General features: G+C 58.1%; 18 protein-coding genes. 5 read left to right on the top strand and 13 right to left on the bottom strand.

Annotation, left to right across the window (positions count from 1 at the left end; translation table 11 throughout):
• Positions 1 to 17: 17 nt before the first annotated feature.
• The 5 genes from GOW31_RS05885 to acs all read right to left on the bottom strand — a co-directional run bounded on the left by GOW31_RS05885 (position 18) and on the right by acs (position 6871).
• Positions 18 to 1841: a DUF294 nucleotidyltransferase-like domain-containing protein gene (locus GOW31_RS05885; RefSeq protein ID WP_171116355.1), complete on the bottom strand. Its 1824-nt coding sequence runs from the start codon at positions 1839 to 1841 to the stop codon at positions 18 to 20.
• A gap of 108 nt (positions 1842 to 1949) precedes the next feature.
• Entirely contained in the window at positions 1950 to 3734 is a 1785-nt protein-coding gene (locus tag GOW31_RS05880) for a sodium:solute symporter family protein (protein ID WP_171168519.1), read from the bottom strand.
• Positions 3735 to 3749: 15 nt separating this feature from the next.
• A complete protein-coding gene (locus GOW31_RS05875; protein ID WP_171168693.1) occupies positions 3750 to 4034 on the bottom strand; it encodes a DUF4212 domain-containing protein in 285 nt (94 codons plus the stop codon).
• 181 nt (positions 4035 to 4215) lie between these two features.
• On the bottom strand, positions 4216 to 4899 hold the full coding sequence (locus GOW31_RS05870; protein WP_152459846.1) for an adenylate kinase: 684 nt from the start codon (positions 4897 to 4899) through the stop codon (positions 4216 to 4218).
• 7 nt (positions 4900 to 4906) lie between these two features.
• Positions 4907 to 6871 (bottom strand): acetate--CoA ligase, encoded by a 1965-nt coding sequence (acs, locus tag GOW31_RS05865; RefSeq protein ID WP_171168517.1) that lies wholly within the window; start codon positions 6869 to 6871, stop codon positions 4907 to 4909.
• Between the two features lie 428 nt (positions 6872 to 7299).
• Between acs and GOW31_RS05860 the strand changes: the two genes are divergently transcribed.
• The 3 genes from GOW31_RS05860 to GOW31_RS05850 are packed head-to-tail and all read left to right on the top strand — an operon-like array spanning position 7300 to position 10410.
• Complete coding sequence (locus GOW31_RS05860) at positions 7300 to 8316, top strand: C4-dicarboxylate TRAP transporter substrate-binding protein (protein WP_171168515.1); 1017 nt, start codon at positions 7300 to 7302, stop codon at positions 8314 to 8316.
• Between the two features lie 57 nt (positions 8317 to 8373).
• Complete coding sequence (locus tag GOW31_RS05855; protein WP_171168513.1) at positions 8374 to 9003, top strand: TRAP transporter small permease; 630 nt, start codon at positions 8374 to 8376, stop codon at positions 9001 to 9003.
• Positions 9004 to 9006: 3 nt separating this feature from the next.
• Positions 9007 to 10410 carry a TRAP transporter large permease gene (locus tag GOW31_RS05850; RefSeq protein WP_171168511.1) on the top strand — a complete coding sequence of 468 codons (1404 nt, stop codon included), beginning with the start codon at positions 9007 to 9009 and terminating at the stop codon, positions 10408 to 10410.
• A gap of 137 nt (positions 10411 to 10547) precedes the next feature.
• Here GOW31_RS05850 and GOW31_RS05845 read toward each other — a convergent pair whose 3' ends face one another.
• From GOW31_RS05845 to rocF, 3 genes are read right to left on the bottom strand one after another with little or no spacing between them, the layout of a single operon-like run.
• Positions 10548 to 11588, bottom strand: coding sequence for an ornithine cyclodeaminase (locus GOW31_RS05845; protein WP_171168510.1), 1041 nt, complete (start codon positions 11586 to 11588; stop codon positions 10548 to 10550).
• A gap of 9 nt (positions 11589 to 11597) precedes the next feature.
• A complete protein-coding gene (gene ctlX / locus GOW31_RS05840) occupies positions 11598 to 12518 on the bottom strand; it encodes a citrulline utilization hydrolase CtlX (protein WP_171168508.1) in 921 nt (306 codons plus the stop codon).
• Positions 12518 to 13438, bottom strand: coding sequence for an arginase (rocF, locus tag GOW31_RS05835; protein ID WP_171168506.1), 921 nt, complete (start codon positions 13436 to 13438; stop codon positions 12518 to 12520). The genes ctlX and rocF overlap by 1 nt, the downstream gene beginning before the upstream one ends.
• Before the next feature lie 86 nt (positions 13439 to 13524).
• Here rocF and GOW31_RS05830 point away from each other — a divergent pair, with 86 nt between their 5' ends.
• Together GOW31_RS05830 and mprF are read left to right on the top strand one after the other, a co-directional pair.
• Positions 13525 to 13953 (top strand): Lrp/AsnC family transcriptional regulator, encoded by a 429-nt coding sequence (locus GOW31_RS05830; RefSeq protein WP_152457732.1) that lies wholly within the window; start codon positions 13525 to 13527, stop codon positions 13951 to 13953.
• Between the two features lie 117 nt (positions 13954 to 14070).
• Positions 14071 to 16680: a bifunctional lysylphosphatidylglycerol flippase/synthetase MprF gene (mprF, locus tag GOW31_RS05825; protein ID WP_371813710.1), complete on the top strand. Its 2610-nt coding sequence runs from the start codon at positions 14071 to 14073 to the stop codon at positions 16678 to 16680.
• Positions 16681 to 16683: 3 nt separating this feature from the next.
• Here mprF and GOW31_RS05820 read toward each other — a convergent pair whose 3' ends face one another.
• Genes GOW31_RS05820 through GOW31_RS05800 form a run of 5 tightly spaced genes read right to left on the bottom strand, consistent with a single transcriptional unit; the run spans position 16684 to position 20546 of the window.
• Positions 16684 to 18234 carry an efflux transporter outer membrane subunit gene (locus tag GOW31_RS05820; protein WP_254441635.1) on the bottom strand — a complete coding sequence of 517 codons (1551 nt, stop codon included), beginning with the start codon at positions 18232 to 18234 and terminating at the stop codon, positions 16684 to 16686.
• Positions 18235 to 18245: 11 nt separating this feature from the next.
• On the bottom strand, positions 18246 to 19391 hold the full coding sequence (locus GOW31_RS05815; protein WP_171168502.1) for an HlyD family secretion protein: 1146 nt from the start codon (positions 19389 to 19391) through the stop codon (positions 18246 to 18248).
• Between the two features lie 21 nt (positions 19392 to 19412).
• The gene (locus GOW31_RS05810; protein ID WP_152457735.1) at positions 19413 to 19775 is read right to left on the bottom strand and encodes a DUF3302 domain-containing protein; all 363 of its coding nucleotides are present in this window, start codon (positions 19773 to 19775) and stop codon (positions 19413 to 19415) included.
• Between the two features lie 35 nt (positions 19776 to 19810).
• The gene (locus GOW31_RS05805; RefSeq protein ID WP_152457736.1) at positions 19811 to 20380 is read right to left on the bottom strand and encodes a disulfide bond formation protein B; all 570 of its coding nucleotides are present in this window, start codon (positions 20378 to 20380) and stop codon (positions 19811 to 19813) included.
• A gap of 10 nt (positions 20381 to 20390) precedes the next feature.
• Positions 20391 to 20546, bottom strand: coding sequence for a DUF5993 family protein (locus GOW31_RS05800; protein WP_171116330.1), 156 nt, complete (start codon positions 20544 to 20546; stop codon positions 20391 to 20393).
• Positions 20547 to 20602 lie beyond the last annotated feature (56 nt).

The raw sequence follows: 20602 nt of genomic DNA, 5'->3' as shown, positions 1-20602 counted from the left end.
CGTTGGTCAGTCGCATGTCAGCCCAGCATTCCCTTGCCGTGGCCAACTGCCGATTGCATCGTTTTTACCACCACGAAAGCATCACGCAGATGACTTCGCTCAAAGTCCGACAATTCAGACGGTGGCAGGTAGTTGTCGGGCATCGCTCCGGATTTAACCAGCCGCACCTGATGCTCCAGCCGGGTTTCAGCGATCAGATCATAGGCGTCCAGCAAGTCACGCGCACCAGAAGGGCTGAGCACGCCACTGGCCTCGGCTGCTTTCAGGCGGGCGCGGGTGTTGGCTTCGGTCAGTTCGCCTTGCAGTGCGTAGATGCGCGCCAGATCGACGACGGGCACAACTCCGTTGTGTTTCAGATCCAGCGTATTGCGATGCTCGCCCGAGCGGATCGTCGCGAAACCGCGCAGCAGGCCCAGGGGGGGCGTGTGCTTCAGCGAGTTCGAAATCATGTGTGCGACGAAGATCGAGTTTGCCCTGGCCACTGCCAGAGTGTCCGCTTGCAGATCGCCAAACAACTCAAATGCACCGCCGATGGGGCGCAGGTCGAACATGACCGAGGCCAGCATTTGCGCCTCGGGGTTTGGCTTGGCAATCCAGCCTTTGAAATAGTCGCGCCAGACACGAACCGGCTGGCACCAGCGCGGATTGGTCGCCATCATGTCGCCGGGGCAGTAGAAGTACCCGCAGACGTCCAGCCCGTCAGAGACGAATTTGGCCAGTTTGGTGAAATAGGACATATCGGCGTCGGTGACGCTATCGTCCAGCATCAGGCAATTGTCCTGATCCGATACGCCGGTTTGTTCTTGCCGTCCCTGTGAGCCGCAGGCCAGCCACAAATAGGGTACAGGCGGCGGCCCCAGTTCAGATTCGGCCAATTTCAGCAGGCGGCGGGTAACCGTGTCTGCAATATCGGTGATCAGCCGCGTGACGATCTCGTGCCGGTTCCCGCCGGCAACCAACTGAACCAGCAACTGCGGAATTTCCGCCGTCACCCTCGCCATCTCTTCGGCACTGTCAGCCTTTGCGATCCGACCAACCAATTCGGCCGAGTTGACGGCCTGATAGTGGGTCAGATCGGTCTGCGTCACGATCCCGACCAGACGACCGCCTTCGGAAACCGGGATGTGGCCAATGCCGCGCTCCATCATGATATGCAGAACGTCCGAGCCGATATCGCTGGGCGACAGGGTTACGGGATTTGCAGTCATGATTTCGGAAATCCGTGTGGTTTCGGGCAACCCGTTGGCAACATATTTGCCCGAAATGTCCCGCAGGGTGGCGATACCTTTCAACTTCTCTCCATCTGTCACGCATAGCGACGAGATGTGTTTGTCGCGCATGATCTGTGCCGCTTCCTGAACTGTCGTGTCCGCAGGGCAGGTGGCGGGATCGCGCGCCATCAAAACGTCAATCGAACTGGTCGCAAGGCTTTGCGGGCCACTGCGATCTCCACGGGTTCGATTGAAGAATTTGGCAACGACGTCGTGGTTGTCGATCAAACTGCGCACCAAATCCGGTGGCAGAACCATCAGGACCGACGGCGTATGAGCACGGGCTTTGGTGGCGGCTTTGCCGTCTTTCAGCAGGCCCCTCTCGCCGAAGGAGTTGCGCAGCCCCAGATGAGAGACGATGGCCCCGTTCTCATCGGTAATCTCAACCTGTCCTTCGTAGATCAAGAAAACCCCGGGCAACTTGTGACCCAGCTCATAGACAGAAGCGTCCTCCTCAACTTCCCATACCTCGATCTGTTTGACGATCTGATCCAGGGCGTCGGAAGGCAACACGTCATAGGGGTGAACGGATTTCAGAAACCGGGCAATTTCATCATGGGACAGGGGCATGTGTTGTCTCCGGTGTTCTGGTTAAAAAATCCCGCCCAGTGGTGTGCCGGGCGGGAACAGTGGATCGAAAGACGCGGTCGAAGGCAAGAACCAACGACCGCATCAAGCTCACTTATTCTGAGCTGCGCCCGCACCACGGGGAATGCGCACACTTTCGACCAGATCTTTGATCTCCTGCGGGGTCTCTTTGGTCATACCGGCAACGACGTAAGCAACGCCGAAGTTGATCATTGCACCGATAGCGCCGAACGAAGTCGACTTGATCGGACCCAGCAGCGGGTCAGCATCGGTGAACGAGTTGGTGCCCGGAATGAACAGCCAGCCCTTGTGCAGGAAGATGTAGACCAAGGTCACAACCAGACCAGCCAGCATACCCGCAACCGCGCCGGTGTTGTTGATGCGGGTCGAGAAGATCCCCATCATCAGCGCCGGGAAGATCGAGGCCGCCGCCAGACCGAAGGCCAAAGCCACGGTTTGCGCCGCAAATCCGGGTGGGTTCAGACCAAGGTAGGTTGCAACAACGATGGCTACGGCCATTGCGATACGCGCAGCCAGCAGTTCACCCTTTTCAGAGATTTGCGGGTTGATCGCACCTTTGACAAGGTCGTGGGACACCGCTGACGAGATCGCCAGCAACAAGCCCGCAGCGGTTGACAGAGCAGCCGCAAGACCACCGGCAGCGACCAAACCGATCACCCAACCCGGCAGGTTGGCGATTTCGGGGTTGGCCAGAACCAGGATGTCACGGTTGAACTTGGTCAGCTCGTTACCGACCCAGCCTTTTTCTTCCGCAATGGTGGCCATCGCTTCGGACTTGTCGTTGTAGTACTGGATCTTGCCGTCGCCGTTCTTGTCTTCCCAATCCAGAAGACCGGTTTTCTGCCAGGTTTTCATCCAGTCATAGCGCGGATCGGTGTCGATTTCCTCGACTGAGACAGCGCCACCTTCGATGCCACCATTGGGCCACATCATGTCGGTGATGTTCAGACGCGCCATTGCGCCAACCGCAGGGGCGGTCAGGTACAGCAGAGCGATGAAGACCAGAGTCCAGCCAGCCGACCAGCGTGCGTCAGACACTTTCGGCACGGTGAAGAAGCGCATGATGACGTGCGGCAGACCCGCAGTACCGATCATCAGCGACAGCGTGAACAGCACCATGTTCAGCGTGTTCGAGTGGTGGGCTGTGTATTCATTGAAACCCAGCTCGGTCACGATGGCGTCCAGCTTGGTCAGAAGGGGCTCACCACCGGCGGTATCACCAAACAGACCCAGTGCAGGGATGGGCGTGCCGGTCAGCTGCAACGAGATGAAGATCGCCGGGATGGTGTAGGCCGTAATCAGCACGCAGTACTGAGCAACCTGGGTGTAGGTCACACCTTTCATCCCGCCAAACACCGCATAGGCAAAGACCACACATGCACCGATCAGCAGACCGGACGTGTTAGACACCTCGAGGAAGCGGCCAAAGGCCACACCCACACCGGTCATCTGACCGATCACGTAAGTCACCGACGCAACGATCAGGCAGATCACCGCAACGACACGCGCGGTCTGGCTGTAGAAACGGTCGCCGATGAATTCCGAGACGGTGTATTTGCCGAACTTACGCAGGTAGGGCGCAAGCAGCAGTGCCAGCAGCACATAGCCACCGGTCCACCCCATCAGGAAGGTCGAGTTGTCATAGCCGGTAAAGGCAATTAGGCCCGCCATCGAGATGAACGAGGCCGCAGACATCCAGTCTGCCGCTGTCGCCATACCGTTGGTGACCGGGTGAACGCCGCGACCGGCGGCGTAGAACTCCGATGTGGAACCCGCGCGGGCCCAGATCGCGATGCCGATGTATAGCGCGAATGATGCGCCAACAAACAGCAGGTTGATGGTAAACTGATCCATAGTCCCCGCTCTCCCTTATTGTTCGTCCACGCCGAATTCGGCGTCCAGCTTGTTCATGCGCCAGGCGTAGTTGAAGATCAGCACCAGAAACACCAGGATCGATCCCTGTTGTGCGAACCAAAAGCCCAGATCGGTTCCGCCTACGGCAATCCCCGACAGCAACGGACGCAGCAGAATGCCGAATCCAAACGACACCAGCGCCCAGATCGCGAGGCTGATGTAGATGAGGCGCAGGTTGGCCTGCCAATAGCCCTTGTCGGACTCGGCAGTCTGCGCGGAGTTTGTTGAATGATCCGCCATCGCGGGTTCCTCCTTCGCTTCCTCGTTGGACGGCCCGATGCCCACATCCTCCAGTGCGTCGGGCCGCTTCTCACTTGCGCCAGACGCCATGTGACGTCAGGCAAAACTCCTCCAGTCCGCCAAAGCGGTCTTTTGAAGTATTCTGTTTGGGATCAGAGCCTTGCGGCCCTAAATCCACCCCCTATTTCATGACTTCGTCAACGATCCCTTCAAGGTCATTGGCAATGTCTTCGATCCTGCCCATGGCGTTTGTACGCTGCAGCACGCCCTGACCGTCATAGTAGGCGATCAGTGGTGCCGTCTGCGCGTGGTACGCTGCAAGGCGCGAGGCCACCGTTTCGGCATTGTCGTCGGCGCGGCGCTTGAATTCGGTATGGCCACACTTGTCGCATTTGCCTTCTTCGGCAGGCTTCTTGAACTGGTCATGGTAGCCTTCACCACAGCCGGCGCAGGTGTAGCGGCCCGAAATACGGGTCACCATCTCCGCGTCTTCCACCTCAAGGCTGATCGCGGCGTTGATCTTCTGGTTGTTCGATGCCAGCAGGCTGTCCAGCGCTTCGGCCTGAACCGTCGTGCGCGGGAAACCGTCCAGAATGACGCCTTTGGCGCAATCCGGCTGTGCCATGCGGTCGCGCAAGATGGCGATGACGATCTCGTCGCTTACCAGATCGCCGGCTTCCATAACGGCTTTTGCCGCTTTGCCGGCTTCGGTTCCGGCCGCGACCGCTTCGCGCAGCAGGTCACCGGTGCTGAGTTGTACAAGTCCGAATTTCTCTTCCAGCATCCGGGCCTGTGTGCCCTTCCCGGCACCCGGAGGGCCGAGAAGGATGAGAACGGCGGGCGTGGTGATCGTGGCAGCGTCCATCATACCCTCACTTGTTCGCACGGTTTTCGATCAGGTCTTCGACCACCGACGGATCGGCCAGTGTCGAAATGTCGCCCAAGGATCCGAAATCGTTCTCGGCGATCTTGCGCAGGATACGGCGCATGATCTTGCCCGAGCGCGTTTTCGGCAGGCCGGGTGCCCACTGGATCACATCCGGGGATGCAATTGGACCGATCTCGGTGCGGACCCATGTGCGCAGCTCTTTCATCAACTCGTCCGAAGGCTCGCGATCATTCATCAACGTGACATAGCAATAGATGCCTTGCCCTTTGATTTCATGAGGGTATCCAACCACCGCAGCCTCGGCAACAGCAGCATGTGCAACCAGCGCGCTTTCCACCTCGGCCGTACCCATGCGGTGACCGGACACGTTGATCACGTCGTCTACACGACCGGTGATCCAATAGTCGCCATCTTCGTCGCGACGGCAGCCGTCACCCGTGAAATAGTAGCCTTTGTAATCCGAGAAATAGGTTTTCTCGAACCGCTCATGATCGCCCCAGACGGTGCGCATCTGGCCGGGCCAGCTGTCTTTGATACACAGAACGCCCTCGACACCGTTGCCTTCGATTTCGACACCGGATTGCGGGTCCAGAACCACCGGTTCGATGCCAAAGAACGGTTTCATGGCCGATCCGGGTTTCATCGCATGTGCACCGGGCAGCGGCGTCATCAGGTGGCCGCCGGTTTCGGTCTGCCACCAAGTATCGACGATGGGGCATTTGCCCTTGCCGACAACCTCGTTGTACCAGGTCCAGGCTTCGGGGTTGATCGGTTCACCCACGGTGCCCAGAATGCGAAGATCGCTGAGGTCGCATTTTTCGACAAACTCATTGCCCTGACCCATCAGAGCGCGGATCGCAGTGGGGGCGGTGTAGAATTGGTTGACCTTGTGCTTTTCGCAGACCTGCCAGAAGCGCGAGGCGTCGGGATAAGTGGGCACGCCTTCGAACATCAGCGTGGTTGCGCCATTGGCCAGCGGGCCATAGACGATATAGCTGTGCCCGGTGACCCAGCCCACGTCAGCGGTGCACCAGTACACGTCACCTTCGTGATAATCGAATGTGATCTCTTGCGTCATCGAGGCGTAAACAAGATACCCCCCCGTGGTGTGCACAACGCCCTTGGGCTGACCGGTCGAACCGGACGTGTAAAGAATGAACAAAGGATCTTCGGCGTTCATTTCGGCTGGGGCGCAGTAGTCGTCAGCCTCAAGCGCCATTTCGTTGTAGTCAAAGTCGCGACCGTCGATCCAGGTGGTCTGACCGCCGGTGCGCTTGACCACAAGGCATTTTACCGTGTCTTTGCAGTGCAGCAGGGCGGCGTCTGCGTTGGATTTCAGCGGCGTTTTGCGGCCGCCACGCGGCGCTTCATCCGCAGTGATCACAACCTTGGCGTCGCACCCGTTGATGCGCGCGGCCAGAGCATCGGGCGAGAAGCCCGCAAAAACGATGGAATGAATTGCGCCGATCCGCGCACAGGCCAGCATGGCGTAAGCGGCTTCGGGGATCATCGGCAAATAGATGACTACGCGATCGCCCTTGCGCACGCCAAGGGATTCCAGAATGTTGGCCATCCGGCAGGTGCGGCGGTGCAATTCTGCGTAAGAGATATGCTGGGCCGGGTCATTTGGATCATCCGGCTCCCAGATGATCGCGGTCTGGTCGCCGCGGGTTTTCAGATGACGATCCAGGCAGTTGGCCGACACATTCAACGTGCCATCGGCATACCAGTTGATCTTGACCGAGCCAAACTCGTAACTGACGTCCTTGACCTGGGTGAAGGGCTTGATCCAGTCGATGCGCTTGCCTTGCTCGCCCCAGAACGCGTCGGGGTCGCTGATTGAGGCTGCGTACATGTCAGCATACTTTGCCGCATCGACATGCGCACGAGCGACAGTTTCTGCGGATGGCGGATAAGTCTTGGCATCTGCCTGGGCAGCGGTGGTCATCTTTGAGGCTCCTCCCTCTGGACTGGATTGCTTTTGGATTTTTTGCCTGTCATTCAGGCGATGTCGATCCTGTTCCTCCCCAAGTTTGAATATTACCGCGTTCTGAAAATAAATAAATAAATTGGTGTAATCCTTGGATTTCTTTGTAAAGAAATTTTAACAATGCGGCCAAATCTGTAAAAAAATCGGCAAAAGAATCACTAAAATAGAACAAAAACAGTCACTTAAAGGTAACGAGAATTGAGGGCGCTGTGTGTCAATTGTGGTTGCAACGACAGGTGACCGCAAGGCTTCTGTCGTCTTGGGTCGTTTCTGGGGCTTATTCTGCAAAATACGCAAATCCCGGTTAGGGTTGGCACAATCGAATGTTGGCGCTAGCTTGATCGGCAAGCGCCTCGGTAGGGGGCGCACCTATGGGAGACGATACTATGAAAAAGATGTTGAGCGGTGCCGCAGTCGCCGCCCTTGGCGTTGCTTTTGTGACCGAAGCCGCGGCGACAGAATGGAACGCATCCGTCTGGGGCAAGCGCCGCGCCTTTACGGAACATGTTGAAAAGCTGGCCGAACTGGTCAGCGAAAAAACCGGTGGCGAATTCACAATCAATGTCAGCTATGGCGGGTTGTCCAAACCCAGGGAAAACCTGGACGGGATCGAAATCGGCGCCTTTGAGATGGCGCAGTTCTGTGCCGGCTATCACCGCGACAAGAACCGGGCGATCACCGTTTTGGAACTGCCGTTCCTGGGTGTGAACAACCTGCAGGAAGAAGTTGCGGTAAGCCATGCGGTATACGACCATCCGGCGGTCAAGGAAGAGATGGCGCAATGGAACGCCCGCATCATCATGACCTCGCCAATGCCGCAGTATAACCTTGTCGGAACGGGCGAGCCGCGGGATGAACTGGCTGAATTTGACGGAATGCGGGTCCGGGCGACCGGTGGCCTTGGTCAGGCCTTCGAGGCGGTCGGAGGGGTGCCGACATCGGTTCCGGCGACCGAAGCCTTCAATGCGATGGAATCGGGCGTCGTCGACACCGTGGCCTTTGCCCAGCACGCGCACCTGTCATTCGGAACGATCAACGAAGCGGACTGGTGGACCGCGAACCTGAATCCGGGAACGGTGAACTGCCCGGTTGTCGTCAACATCGATGCCTACGAGGCCCTGCCAGCCGAACATCGTGAAGCCCTGGACAGCTCGATTGACGAGGCGATCGATCACTACCTGGCGAATTACGGCGGCTTGCTCGAACAATGGGACAGTGTCCTGGAAGAAAAGGGTGTCCAGAAGGTCATGATCGACGACGCGGTAATTGAAGAGTTCCGCACAAAGGCCGCTGATCCGATCCGTGAAAAATGGATTGCGGACATGACCGCACAGGGCCTGCCGGCGCAGGACCTTTACGATCTTGTCCAGACGACGCTGAAGCAACAGCGCGGCGGCAACTGATCCACACGACCGGGTGCTTTCAAGGCGCCCGGCAACAAACAACAAGGAAACACCGGAATGGCAGGACAAGCCACGGTTCTGGTAGACGGCAGCCGTCTGAGCCAGTTGGATCAGCGTTTGCTCGTGCTCGAACGGTTTCTGGCACTGATCAGCGGATTGGCGGTTTTTTCACTGATGGTATTGGCCGTTGTGTCGGTCAGTGGTCGAAATGCGCTGAATGCTCCTTTGCCGGGCTACGTGGACTGGATCGAACAGGCGATGCCTCTCATCGCTTTTCTGGGCATTTCATATGTTCAGCGTGATGGGGGGCATATCCGGATGGATATCGTCATATCCCGCTTGCACGGTCGGGCTTTGTGGCTGTTCGAACTGCTCTCGGTGGTTCTGATCCTGATCCTGATGCTGGCTCTGGTTTGGGGCAGTTGGTCTCATTTCGACCGGTCCTTTGATTTTGGCGCCCCAATGTGGAGCCGGGACAGTTCGATCGACATCGGCATACCCTTGTGGCCGGCCAAGCTGCTGGCACCCGTTGCATTTTCCGTTCTCTGCCTGCGCCTTGCGCTGCAAGTCTGGGGGTATGGTCGGGCGTTCTGGCTGGGGCTGGGCGCTCCGGCGGCCGTTCCGTTGATACAGGATGCAGCGGCGCAGGCGGCGGCCGAGGCCGAACAGTTCGAAGGGCAGGACTGATAGATGGACACGATTGAGATTGGCCTCTGGGTCACTGGCGGCCTTCTGGTCCTTGTCGTGGCGGGCATGCGGGTTGCCTTTGCAGCCGGTTTGGCAGGGCTTGTCGGACTGGTTTGGATTTTCTGGGCCAAGTTCGGTTACGATCCGGAACGGTTTGGCAAGGCGCTGACAGTGGCGGTCAAGACCGCGGGGCAGGTGCCACATTCCAAGGTCGCGTCCCACACTCTCAGCCTGATTCCGACCTTTATCCTGATTGGATATCTGGCGTATTACGCGGGGCTTACCCGCGCTTTGTTCGAGGCCGCAAAACGCTGGGTCGCATGGGTGCCCGGCGGGTTGGCGGTTTCGACCGTTTTCGCCACGGCCGGCTTCGCTGCGGTGTCCGGAGCTTCGGTTGCGACGTCCGCCGTCTTCGCCCGTATCGCGATTCCGGAAATGCTGAAGGTGGGCTATAACAAACGCTTTGCAGCAGGTGTGGTTGCCGCGGGCGGGACGCTGGCCTCCCTGATCCCGCCTTCGGCCATTCTGGTGATCTACGCGATCATCGTCGAGCAGGATGTCGGGAAACTGCTGTTGGCGGGTTTCATTCCGGGTGCGTTTTCCGCAATCGTGTACGGCCTTCTGATCATTGGGATTGCAGTGATCTTCAAATCCGTTGGCCCGCCGGTCACGGGGTTTTCCTGGAAACAGCGCTTTGCAGCACTTCCCGGTGCCATTCCGATTGTCGCCGTCATTCTGATTATCATTTGCTTTGTCTATAACCCGTTTGGTGAAAAAGCATGGGGCACTCCGACGGAAGGCGGTGCCATTGGCGCCTTCATCGTATTCTGTTTCGCCTTGTTCCACGGAATGCGCTGGGCCGAGTTCAAATCCGCACTTTTGGAAACCGCCAAACTGACGGCGATGATTTTTTCGATCATCTGGGGCGTTCTGATCTATGTGCGGTTTCTTGGGTTCGCCGACCTTCCGGGTGCCTTCTCGGATTGGATTACGGGGCTCGAGATGTCGCCCATGATGATCCTGATCTGCATTCTGCTGGCATATGCGGTGTTGGGCATGTTCATGGACGCGATCGGGATGCTGCTTTTGACTTTGCCCGTCGTCTATCCAGCGGTAATGGCCTTGAATGGTGGTGAGACCGTCAGTGCCGCCGACAGCGCTTTTGGAATGTCCGGCCCGATGTGCGCGATCTGGTTTGGCATTCTGGTGGTCAAGATGGCCGAGTTTTGCCTGATTACACCGCCCATCGGGCTGAACTGCTTTGTCGTTGCCGGTGTGCGCCCGGACCTGAGCGTTCAAGATGTGTTCAAAGGCGTCACGCCCTTTTTCATCGCGGACGCCCTGACCATCGCGATGCTTGTGGCATTCCCGGGTATTGTCCTCTACCTGCCATCGCTTGCGGGATAGCTCGGAAGCGAGGCTCTGCCTCGCGCTCCGGGATATTTGTGGCCAGATGAAGTTCGGATCCCTTGCTTCATCTGGCTGAAAATATCCCGGGGGAGGCGCGCGCAGCGCGACGGGGGCAGAGCCCCCAAGATCGCGCGCTATCCAGCTCGCATCAACATTCCGAACAGATCGCGCGGATCGTCCGGGTCGGCCAACATGTCCAGAGGTTCAAAGAAGGTTGTGCCTTCAATCGCCTGTTTCACAAAGCGCAGGGCCGAGAAATCCTCGATGGCAAAGCCTACACTGTCGAACAAAGTGATCTGCCGCTCATCGATGCGCCCCTTGGCGGCGCCGGTGATGACCTGCCACATCTCGGTCACAGGGTGATCGGCGTCCAGCGCCTGAATTTCGCCTTCGATCCGGGTTTGTTCGGGGTACTCGACGAAGATGTCCGAACGAAACAGGATGTCGCGATGCAACTCGGTCTTGCCGGGGCAATCGCCTCCGATGGCGTTGATGTGCACGCCGGGCCCGACCATGTTGTCGGTCAGGATCGTTGCGTATTTCTTGTCTGCCGTGCAGGTGGTGATGATCTGGGCACCTTCAATGGCGTCTTCCGGCGTCTTGCAAGGGATGACGGTCAGGCCCTTGCCCTGCAAGTTCGCAGCGCATTTCGACGTGGCATTCGGATCGATATCATAAAGCCGAACGGTGTCGATCCCGCACATTGCCTTGAAGGCCAGGCACTGGAATTCGGACTGTGCGCCATTGCCGATCATGGCCATTGTCTTGGCATTTTTCGGGGCCAGATAGCGCCCGACCAGAGCCGAAGTCGCCGCCGTGCGCAGCGCGGTCAGCATTGTCATTTCGGTCAACAGCGTCGGATATCCGGTGTAGACATCCGCCAGCAGGCCGAATGCAGTAACGGTTTGCAGCCCTTCGGAGGTGTTCTTGGGATGGCCGTTTACGTATTTGAACCCGTACGCCTCGCCATCCGAAGTTGGCATCAGCTCAATCACGCCATGAGGAGAATGCGCCGGAATGCGAGGTGTCTTGTCGAAGCTTTCCCATCGTTTGAAATCGGCCTCGATCTGAGCGGCAATCTGCGTGATCATCTGTTCGACGCCAATGTGGTGTACCAGTCGCATCATGTTGTCGACGGAAACGAATGGTACCAGGGCCTTGTCTGAAGGTTGCATGGTGCTCTCCTATCGGCGGGCAAGGTGAACGCCTGCAATCATGCAGCGCACGGACCCACCGGCGGTTTCAATTGTTGGAACGGACAGCGGCAACGGTGTTGAACTGTCCTGGATTGTTGCGATTTGGTCTGGTGTGAGGGCGGCAAGTGCCCTGCTGGACAGGGCCAGAACCAACCCATCCCGTCCGGTCAGTTCAATGGCGTTGCCTGCGAACTCGGCAATTTGGTCGTGCGTCAGGTCAATGACCGTTCGACCGGATTCTTCCAGCCGATTGCGAACGGTCATGCGGCGGGCCGGGTCCGAAATCATGTCGAGGCAAATCAGGGCGTAATGCGTGCCGATACCCATCAAAACGTTGGTGTGATAAACGTCCCGGCCCTTGGCATCGCGGGCTTCGAAGGCGATTGGTTCATAGTTGAAATGTGTGCAAAACCGTTCCAACAGGACCGGATCGGCGCGATTGGACGTCACCGTGTAAGCGATGCGGGCCACATGATCCAACACCATCGCGCCGGTCCCTTCCAGGGCCAGGTTGTCTTGTTCCAGCCCGGAATAGTCGATGACATCCTGCACACGGTATTCCTGTTTGAGCAGTTCGATTACATCGGTCCGGCGTTCGCGTCTGCGCGATGGCACGAACATCGGGTAGATCGCCACATGGCCGCCGGGATGCGTCGAGAACCAGTTGTTTGGAAAAACGCTGTCAGGTGTGTTGAGGTCGCCGAAATCGTCAAACACATGAACAGTGACTCCGGCGTCGCGCAATTGCTGCACCGCCCGATCATGTTCATCCCTGGCCGCTTCCGACGTGGCCTGGGCGGATGCGGTGCTCAGCGTTTGAAAGGCATTGTCATCGCGTGTTTCCGGATTGGACGCAAAAGCGTGCGGCCGGATCATGACGGCGGCAGATGGCGCTTGAAGAGACAGCATCAGAAACTCCGGGTGGGACGGTCGAAGATACGGCGACCCATCAACGAGGCGGCCAGATCGACCATCAGTTTTGCGGTTCGGCCCCGGTCATCCAGAAACGGGTTCAATTCGACTAGGTCCAGCGAGCAGACAAGTCCGCTTTCATGCAGCAGTTCCATTACCAGGTGAGCTTCGCGCTCGGTTGCACCGCCGGGCACGGTCGTGCCGACCGCGGGGGCCACTGCCGGGTCGAGGAAATCGACATCCAAAGAAACATGTAGCAGAGCGTTTTCTGCCTTCACGCGATCAAGAAAGGCCAAAAGGGGGGCTTTGATACCGTTTTCATCAATGCTGCGCATATCCGCCAGCATGGCGCGGTCTTGCTCCAGCGCCGCCCGTTCCGCCGGGTCGACAGAACGCAATCCGATCATGCCGACGCGATCCGTCGGTATGACGGCCGGCAAAGGGGGGAAATCCTCGAATCCGGGTCTGCCGGTGAAATACGCCACCGGCGTGCCGTGCAGATTGCCGCTGCCGGTACTGTCCGGAGTGTGAAAGTCGCTGTGGGCGTCAAGCCATAGCACAAAGAGAGGGCGGTCGATCCGAGCGGCATGGGCGGCCATCCCGGCCACCGTACCCATGGACAGGGCGTGATCACCCCCCATGAAAATCGGAATGCCCTGACCCGCCGCGTCTTGCGCAGCTTTGCTGAGAGCGTGCGTCCACCCCACGCATTCGGGCAGGGCGAACAGGTGCGGGTGTTGGGGAATGTCGACGTTTTCGGCCTGCACGTCGCCCCAATCGTGAACGGTGTGACCAAGATCAGACAGCGCTTGATCCAACCCTGCCACGCGATACGCATCAGGTCCCATCCGGCATCCCTGACGACGCTTCCCGGCGTCCATTGGGGCGCCAACCAGTATGATATCCTTGATTTCCATGTGTTCATTTAGGCCGTCCGACTGTCTTGCGTGAAGTCGGCAAAATGCTCAAAATGGTCTCGGAAAATTCTTTATGAGAAAGCGCTATGGACGAATTGGACAATCGACTGCTCAATGCGTTGCAGCGGGATGCTCGGGCAAGCCTGTCAGAGCTGTCGGAAACACTGGGCGTGACCCGCACCACGGTCCGCAGCAGGTTGCAGCGGCTGAAACAGTCCGGTGAAATCGTCGGCTTTACCGTCCTGACGCGTCGCGATCTGGCGCAAAGCCCGGTGCGCGGGTTGATGATGCTCGAGATTGAGGGGCGCGGGACGGAACGCGTCATGGCCCGGATCGGTGCCATGCGTCAGGTGACGGCAGTTCATTCGACAAATGGCAGTTGGGATCTGATCGCCGAGATCAGTACGGAAACCCTGGCTGAACTGGATGAGGTTCTGTTTCAGATCCGAAGGATCGACGGCGTGACGCGTTCGGAAACGAACCTTTTGCTGTCAACACGCAAGGGGCGGCTCTAGCGCTTTGAGATAAAACCAAAATGTGCCAGAGTCCGTTGGCAGATGATGTCTGAATCGTCGACGGGCGGGTGAGCCGCGCGTGGTATCTGCGATCAGAAACTGGCAGGGACGTGCAGCATGACCAATGCGAAAAGTGACGGTGAACCTCTGGCCGTGCACTGGGCCGAAAAGCTTACGGCCATGTTGGAAAAACCCTGGCTGCGGATTGCAATACCGGTTCTTGTGACCGGGATCGCGCTGACGGTTCTGCATGATTTGTCGGCGCATGTGAAATGGTCAGATGTCCAGACCGATATCGCAACGACGTCGTGGAAACTGATGTTTTTCGCCTTGTGCTGGACCGCGTTCAGTTTCCTGTCGCTGTCGCTCTATGATGTGTTTGCCGTGCAAAGTGTAGCTGGCGGCAAAGTGCCATTGCCTGTTGCCGGAATGGCAGGGGCCAGCGGCTATGCCGTGTCGAACTGTCTGGGTTTTTCCTACATTACCGGAACTGCGATCCGGTATCGGATATATGCGTCGCTGGGATTGGATCTGGGGCGGGTGGCCGGGGTTATCGCGACATCCTGGGTCGCGTTCTGGATGGGGCTTGTTCTGGTTCTGGGTGTGTTGCTGACCGTGCATCCGGACGGAATTTCCAAAGTGATGCCTGTCAGCGAAACGGTGGAAACCGTCATCGGGCTGTGCCTATTGGGGGCATTGGTTGCGATGTTCATATGGTTGTCCAGCGGCGGCAGGCGGTTGGCCGTCGCCGGTATCGGGTTTGACTTGCCGGGTGGCAAACTGGCCAGCCTTCTGACACTGGCCGCCATCGGAGATCTGGTTGGCGCGTCCATGGCGCTCTATGTCCTGATGCCGGACGATCTGGGCGTTGGCTATCCCTATTTCTTCACGATCTACATCGCCGCCATCGCCGTTGGAATTCTCAGCCACGCACCGGGCGGGCTTGGGGTATTCGAAGCCACGCTGATCGCAGGGCTTGGGTTGTCGGGACGTTCGGATGTAATCGCAGCCTTGTTGCTGTATCGCGTCGTTTACACCTTCTTGCCGTTCGGTATCGCCAGCGTGTCCATTGCGATCGCGTCCGCACTGACGCAAAGGCACAGGATCGGTGGCGCCGCGACATGGGTCTATCGGGTCATCCGTCCCATTGTTCCGATGGTGGCAGCCGGGGTTGCGGCCGTGGCGGGGGTGGTCCTGCTGGTGTCCGGCGCATTGCCAGCGGGCACGCAGAACCTTGGCGTTCTGAGAGAGGTCTTGCCGCTGTCGTTTGTCGAGGCATCGCACCTTGCCGGCAGTGCTGTCGGCGTGCTGCTTTTGCTGGTGTCCCGCGGTTTGTTTCGAAAGCTCTACCGCGCATGGGTGGTGGCAATGTTGTTGATGGTGGCCGGGTTCTTTGCCTCGCTGGCAAAGGGGCTGGACACTCACGAAGCGCTGTCGATGCTGGGCACGATTGGCCTTCTGGCGATGTTCCGCGGGGCGTTTTATCGGGTCAGTGGCGCGTCGATCTTCAGGCTGAATATTCCTTGGTTGGTCAGTGTCGTGGCGCTGTTGGCGGTGATATTCTGGATCGGACTGTTCGCCTATTCCCATGTCGAGTACCAGAACGCCCTGTGGTGGGAGTTTGCCTGGAACGGTGACGCTTCGCGCTTTTTGCGCTCCAGCCTCATCGTGGCGGTGATCGTGGGCGTCGTGGCCGTGAACTCTCTGTTCGGGCGAGAGATTCCGACGCCTGTGCGCACGGAAATCCCCGAGGTCGTTGAACAGCTTGTGATGGAGTGCGAAGATACCGAATCCCAAATCTCGCTTACCGGTGACAAGCAGTTCCTCATCTCACCGGATCAGACCGCATTCATTGCGTATGCAGACACGGGCAACGCTCTGATCTCGAAGGGAGAGCCGGTTGGCGATGAAACGGCGGGGCGGCAGTTGATCTGGCAACTCAGGGAAATGGCGGACCGAGAAGGAAAACTGTGTGCCTTCTACAGTGTTTCAACCAAGTACCTGCCGACATTTCTGGATCTGGGCCTGTCGATCCTGAAGATTGGTGAGGTCGCGCGGGTTCCGCTCAAGGATTTCTCGCTGGACGGAAAGTCACGCAAGCGGTTCAGACAGGCCAGAAACCGGGCCGAGCGGGAGGGCTATGTATTCGAGATCATCCCGAAAGAAGACCTGGCCCCGGTTTTGCCGGAACTGCGCGCGATTTCAGACCATTGGCTGGCGCAAAAGGCGGGTGCCGAAAAGGGCTTTGCGTTGGGGGGCTTTGACGATCAGTACCTGTCATATTTCGATCATGCGGTTCTGCGTGACGGTAAGACAGGCAAGATCATGGCCTTTGCCAACCTGTTTCAGGGCGGCAACAAATCCGAACTGTCGCTGGATCTGATGCGCTATGAGCCTGACAGCCCGAGCTTTGTCATGGATGCGCTTTTTGCCGAGATGATGAACTGGGGATCGCAGCAGGGGTTCCACTGGTTCTCATTGGGTGCGGCGCCGTTCTCAGGCATCGAAAACCGTCAGCTTGCATCACTTTGGAACCGCATCGGCGGCTTTGTCTATGAACATGGTGAGCAGTTCTATCATTTTGAAGGTTTGCGCGCCTTCAAACAGAAATTCGATCCGGAATGGAGCCCCAACTATCTGGCTAGCCCCGGCGGGCTGGCTGCGCCCCGCATCCTTTACGAGGTCAATATTTTGATCTCGGGTGGGCTGCGCGGGTTGACCAAGTAGCGCCTAGTTCAGGCTGGCCCGGGTCGGGGTTTTTTCAAGCAGATCGCCCCAATCGGTGCGATAGGCCATTTCCGCCAGCACGGTTTCAGGCAGGAATTCCTGGTTTTGCCGGATCTGCCATCCGCCGCCCAGACCCTTGTAAACGGCAACCAGATTGCTGGACACCTGCTGCCGCGCTTCGATCAGATTTGCCTGCGACCGCAAAAGCGCGGTCTGCGTGTTCAGAATGCGAGAATAGCTGGCGATTCCGTCCCTGTACTGGCTTACGGCGATATCTGCGGCCTTGCGCGAAGCTTCGACGCTTTTCTGATAGAACCCAACCTGTTTTCGCGCTTGCGCATAGGCGACCATTGCGCTTTCCACCTCGGAATACGCGGTCAGAACGGTATTCTGATAATTGGCAATCAGCGCTTGATAGGCTGCATCCTGCGCACGGACGTTGTTTTTGATGCGGCCATAGTTGAGCACGTTCCAGACCACGCCGGCACTTGCCAGACCGGTGGAGCTGTTGCCGCTGAACAGATCGCGCCCTCCCGATGCCTGCAAACCGATCGCGCCCGACAGCACGAACTGAGGATACAGGTCAGCCATCGCGATACCCACCTGCGCCGATTGAGTCGCAGCAGCCAGTTCCGCCGCGCGGACATCCGGGCGGCGGCGCAGCAATTCTGCCGGCACCCCAACGGCCACATTTGTTCGCGCTGACGGGATACGGCCGGAATTCCCCAGCAGGTTGGTCATCCGGGACGGCGTGGCCCCCAGCAGCACGGCCAGCGCATTCTTGGTCTGTTGCAGGTCGCTTTCCAACTCGGGCACCAAGGCCTTGGTATTGTTGAGCAGGGCAGTGGATTCCTGAACATCCAGTTCGGTCGTGACCCCGTTGTTGAACCGCAGCTGGGTCAGGTCCGCCGATTCCTGCTGCAATTTGATGTTTTCCCGGGCGACCGCCAACGATTCCTGCAACGCGCGGATATTGACGTAGAGCGCGGCCACGTCGCCGGTCAGTGTCACCAATGCGTCATCATAGTTTGCGACCTGCAAAGCCAGATTCGACCGCGCCGCCTGCACGCCGCGCCGTTGTGCGCCCCAGACATCCAGCTCCCATTGGGCGTCGAACCCAACCTGAGACGTCGAGAATTCGGTATCCAGGGGGATGATCCGGTTGATATCGGCAACTGGCCCAAGATTGTCGCTGATTTGCCGCCGCTGCAAAGACGCGCCTATGGCCTGGGATTGCGGGTACAATTCGCCGAAAGCGATCCCCAACTGTGCCCGCGCTTGAAGCACCCGCGCTCCCGCGACCTGAAGCGTCAGGTTCTGGGCATAAGCTTTGGCAATCAGACGGTTGAGGGTCGGGTCATTGAATGTCTCCCACCATTTGACCACGGGTGCGCTGCGCGATGTCAGGCCGCTTTGGCCGACGCTGGGGCTGTTTACCTCGATCCATTGCTTGACGACCGGAGAGTTCGGGCGCACGAAATCGGGCCCCACGGGCGTGCAGGCCGCGAAAATGGCGGCGCAAAGTGCAGTTCCCATCAACCGGCGGAGTGTCATGGCGCGCATCCTCAAATATCCAGCGGTCGGATGAAGTTGGCGAAGGAATAGAGACGGATGTTGATGCGTCTCAGGAATTCAAAGCTTTTGCCCTGTCCGGTGTAGATCGCCACTGCGGCGTGGCCGCCGGCCGGGAAAGTGTGCCCTTCCGGGATATCGACGGTGATCTGCACGGCAATTCGACCGGGCAGTTTCGGCAGTTCAAAGCCGGGCAGGCGGCCTGAAGGGATCAGTTGCCCCTGGCGCGTGGCCCACCAGATCGCCTCGACCTTGCCCGTCAGGATTTCGCCCGGGTAAAGATCCAGCGCCACTTCGACCTCTTGCCCCGATTCCACGAATTTCAGGTTCTGCTGGCGAAAGGTCGCAAGAATATAGGGGCTGTCCTCGGTCACGAAACTGGCAATCGCGCCCAGTCGAACATCGCCGACGACCAGACCGGGGCGGGCTTGTTGCGATACGATCATGCCGTTTTCAGGCGCGTAGATTGTTGTGTTTTCAAGAAAATACTCAGCCTCGGCCAACTGCGCCCTTGCCTGGAGAATACCCGTGTTCACGCCGTCTATCTGGGACTCCACGGCCAGTTGCGCCTTTTCCAGATTTGCTTCGGCCTGTTTGACAGCAGCAAGGTCTTCGGTCACCTGCTCGTTCCAGCGGTCCAGTTCGTCTTGCCGCGCTCCGCCGGCGGGCACAAGGGTTTCGTACCGGGCTTGCTGAGTCTGCGCATAGGCCAGCTGCGCGTTTGCGCGTTCAACAGCTTCGGTCGACGCGATCACATCCTGTTCCAGAATCTTGGAATTCTGTTCAGCGGCGACCAATTGCGCCTGCGCATTGTCTACCGCCAGTGAAAATACTGTGTCATCAAAGCGGTAGAGTGGATCGCCCTTGGTGACCGGTGTGTTCGGTTCCACAAGAACTTCAGTCAGGATCGTCGGCTGTGTCAGTTTGGGAATGATCTGTATGGTCGAACGCACCACGTGGCTGTCGGCCGAGAAGGGCTGGAAGAACCGCAATGCGACCAGAAAAATCAGCAACAGGTGCGCGCCAACCCAAAAGGATACGATGCCCCAGGCGATGTTGAATTTCAGCAGTTCCAGCTTGAAGAAAATAAGCCAGACGAAAATGATGTAAAATAGCGTGATGCCAAGGGCGACAAACATGTTTTGTGACTTCCTCTGGCCTTAGCTTTGCTGCGGATCGTCTGTGTCCAGACGACCTTGATATTCAGGCCGGACATCACCACCCAGACGTTTGATTTCATCACGAATGGCGTCTTTTTCCTCGTCAGGGCCACGGCGAATGTCGACCGTAACGCCATCATGGAACGCCCACATGAAGGCATGGACCCAGGGCACCACGGCCAGAAATCCCATCCAGCCCATTATCTTTACGGCCTCGGCATGGGGATGGTTGCGCTTGATGGCGATCCGACCCGGAAGGCCCATGAGAAAGAGAAACAGTGCCATCACCGCCGCCAGAAGCAGGATCAATGCCACAAAAGTCAGATAGTCATAATAGCCAAGCGGCTGTCCCAGTAATCCCATGCTCGCGCCTCCTTTTGGGGAAGGTTACGGTATCTTCAGTTGCCGGCGTCCAATTCGTCAATCAACTTGTAGCTTGTCGGCGGGTCGGCGCAGATACCCGGCCCGCATTCCAACAAGGTCGAACCCGCGTTCAGCACCGCCAAAGCCAGCATGACGAAAAACGCGATCTTGGCCAGAGCATTTCCGCCGAACCTTGGTTCCTGACCAGACGGGTCGGCGTATTGGCGATCAAACAACAGCATGATCGACGTGCCCAGCAACACAAGGAAAAAGGCGATCCCGGCCCAGGTATAGTAGTGCAGGCCCAAAACAGGAGAGCCGTAGTGCCCGGTGCCGGGTACGATATGCAGAAGAATTTGGCGGATCGATACAGTGCCGCCATACAAGGCCGCAATCAGCACGATGGCATAGTGTTGCGGCCGTGGACCGTAGAGCAGGTTCAAACCAAGCCCCACACCGACGGCAACGAACCCAACACGTTGCAGCAGGCAAAGCGGGCAGGGCAGTTCATAGAGGACGAGCTGATAGAAAAACGCCAGGGCCAGTACAAGGCAGACGGCAAGCATACCGATCGCGTTGAGGGTGCGGGACAGTTCAGGTGTCATGACAAGCCCCTCAGAGTTGAATAGTCAGCGGTGTGGTGGCGTGGAATTTCAGCCAGTAGATACACATGGCCAACGTGACGAAAAACAAAGCGTTGCCAGCCTTGGTCAACTTGAAATAGTTCAGCCCCATCGTGGCGATAAACAACGAAAATAAAAGCGCAATCATGGCCCGGTCCTCCCCTCCCGTGCACAAATTCTTGTATTAAGGATAGTGTCAGGCCA

The sequence above is a fragment of the Ruegeria sp. HKCCA0370 genome, from assembly GCF_013033705.1.
Taxonomy (GTDB): domain Bacteria; phylum Pseudomonadota; class Alphaproteobacteria; order Rhodobacterales; family Rhodobacteraceae; genus Ruegeria.
The sequence above is the reverse complement of the archived record's forward strand: the minus strand, read 5'-3'. Positions and strand labels throughout refer to the sequence as shown.

Excerpts from the sequence above, each read along its gene's own strand:
- GOW31_RS05845 (WP_171168510.1), bottom strand. The coding sequence starts at position 11,588 with ATGCAACCTTCAGACAAGGCCCTGGTACCATTCGTTTCCGTCGACAAC.
- GOW31_RS05885 (WP_171116355.1), bottom strand. The coding sequence starts at position 1,841 with ATGCCCCTGTCCCATGATGAAATTGCCCGGTTTCTGAAATCCGTTCAC.
- GOW31_RS05880 (WP_171168519.1), bottom strand. The coding sequence starts at position 3,734 with ATGGATCAGTTTACCATCAACCTGCTGTTTGTTGGCGCATCATTCGCG.
- GOW31_RS05800 (WP_171116330.1), bottom strand. The coding sequence starts at position 20,546 with ATGATTGCGCTTTTATTTTCGTTGTTTATCGCCACGATGGGGCTGAAC.
- GOW31_RS05860 (WP_171168515.1), top strand. The coding sequence starts at position 7,300 with ATGAAAAAGATGTTGAGCGGTGCCGCAGTCGCCGCCCTTGGCGTTGCT.
- GOW31_RS05870 (WP_152459846.1), bottom strand. The coding sequence starts at position 4,899 with ATGGACGCTGCCACGATCACCACGCCCGCCGTTCTCATCCTTCTCGGC.
- GOW31_RS05810 (WP_152457735.1), bottom strand. The coding sequence starts at position 19,775 with ATGGGATTACTGGGACAGCCGCTTGGCTATTATGACTATCTGACTTTT.
- GOW31_RS05850 (WP_171168511.1), top strand. The coding sequence starts at position 9,007 with ATGGACACGATTGAGATTGGCCTCTGGGTCACTGGCGGCCTTCTGGTC.
- GOW31_RS05875 (WP_171168693.1), bottom strand. The coding sequence starts at position 4,034 with ATGGCGGATCATTCAACAAACTCCGCGCAGACTGCCGAGTCCGACAAG.
- ctlX (WP_171168508.1), bottom strand. The coding sequence starts at position 12,518 with ATGCTGTCTCTTCAAGCGCCATCTGCCGCCGTCATGATCCGGCCGCAC.
- mprF (WP_371813710.1), top strand. The coding sequence starts at position 14,071 with ATGACCAATGCGAAAAGTGACGGTGAACCTCTGGCCGTGCACTGGGCC.
- GOW31_RS05855 (WP_171168513.1), top strand. The coding sequence starts at position 8,374 with ATGGCAGGACAAGCCACGGTTCTGGTAGACGGCAGCCGTCTGAGCCAG.
- acs (WP_171168517.1), bottom strand. The coding sequence starts at position 6,871 with ATGACCACCGCTGCCCAGGCAGATGCCAAGACTTATCCGCCATCCGCA.
- GOW31_RS05820 (WP_254441635.1), bottom strand. The coding sequence starts at position 18,234 with ATGACACTCCGCCGGTTGATGGGAACTGCACTTTGCGCCGCCATTTTC.
- GOW31_RS05805 (WP_152457736.1), bottom strand. The coding sequence starts at position 20,380 with ATGACACCTGAACTGTCCCGCACCCTCAACGCGATCGGTATGCTTGCC.
- rocF (WP_171168506.1), bottom strand. The coding sequence starts at position 13,438 with ATGGAAATCAAGGATATCATACTGGTTGGCGCCCCAATGGACGCCGGG.
- GOW31_RS05830 (WP_152457732.1), top strand. The coding sequence starts at position 13,525 with ATGGACGAATTGGACAATCGACTGCTCAATGCGTTGCAGCGGGATGCT.
- GOW31_RS05815 (WP_171168502.1), bottom strand. The coding sequence starts at position 19,391 with ATGTTTGTCGCCCTTGGCATCACGCTATTTTACATCATTTTCGTCTGG.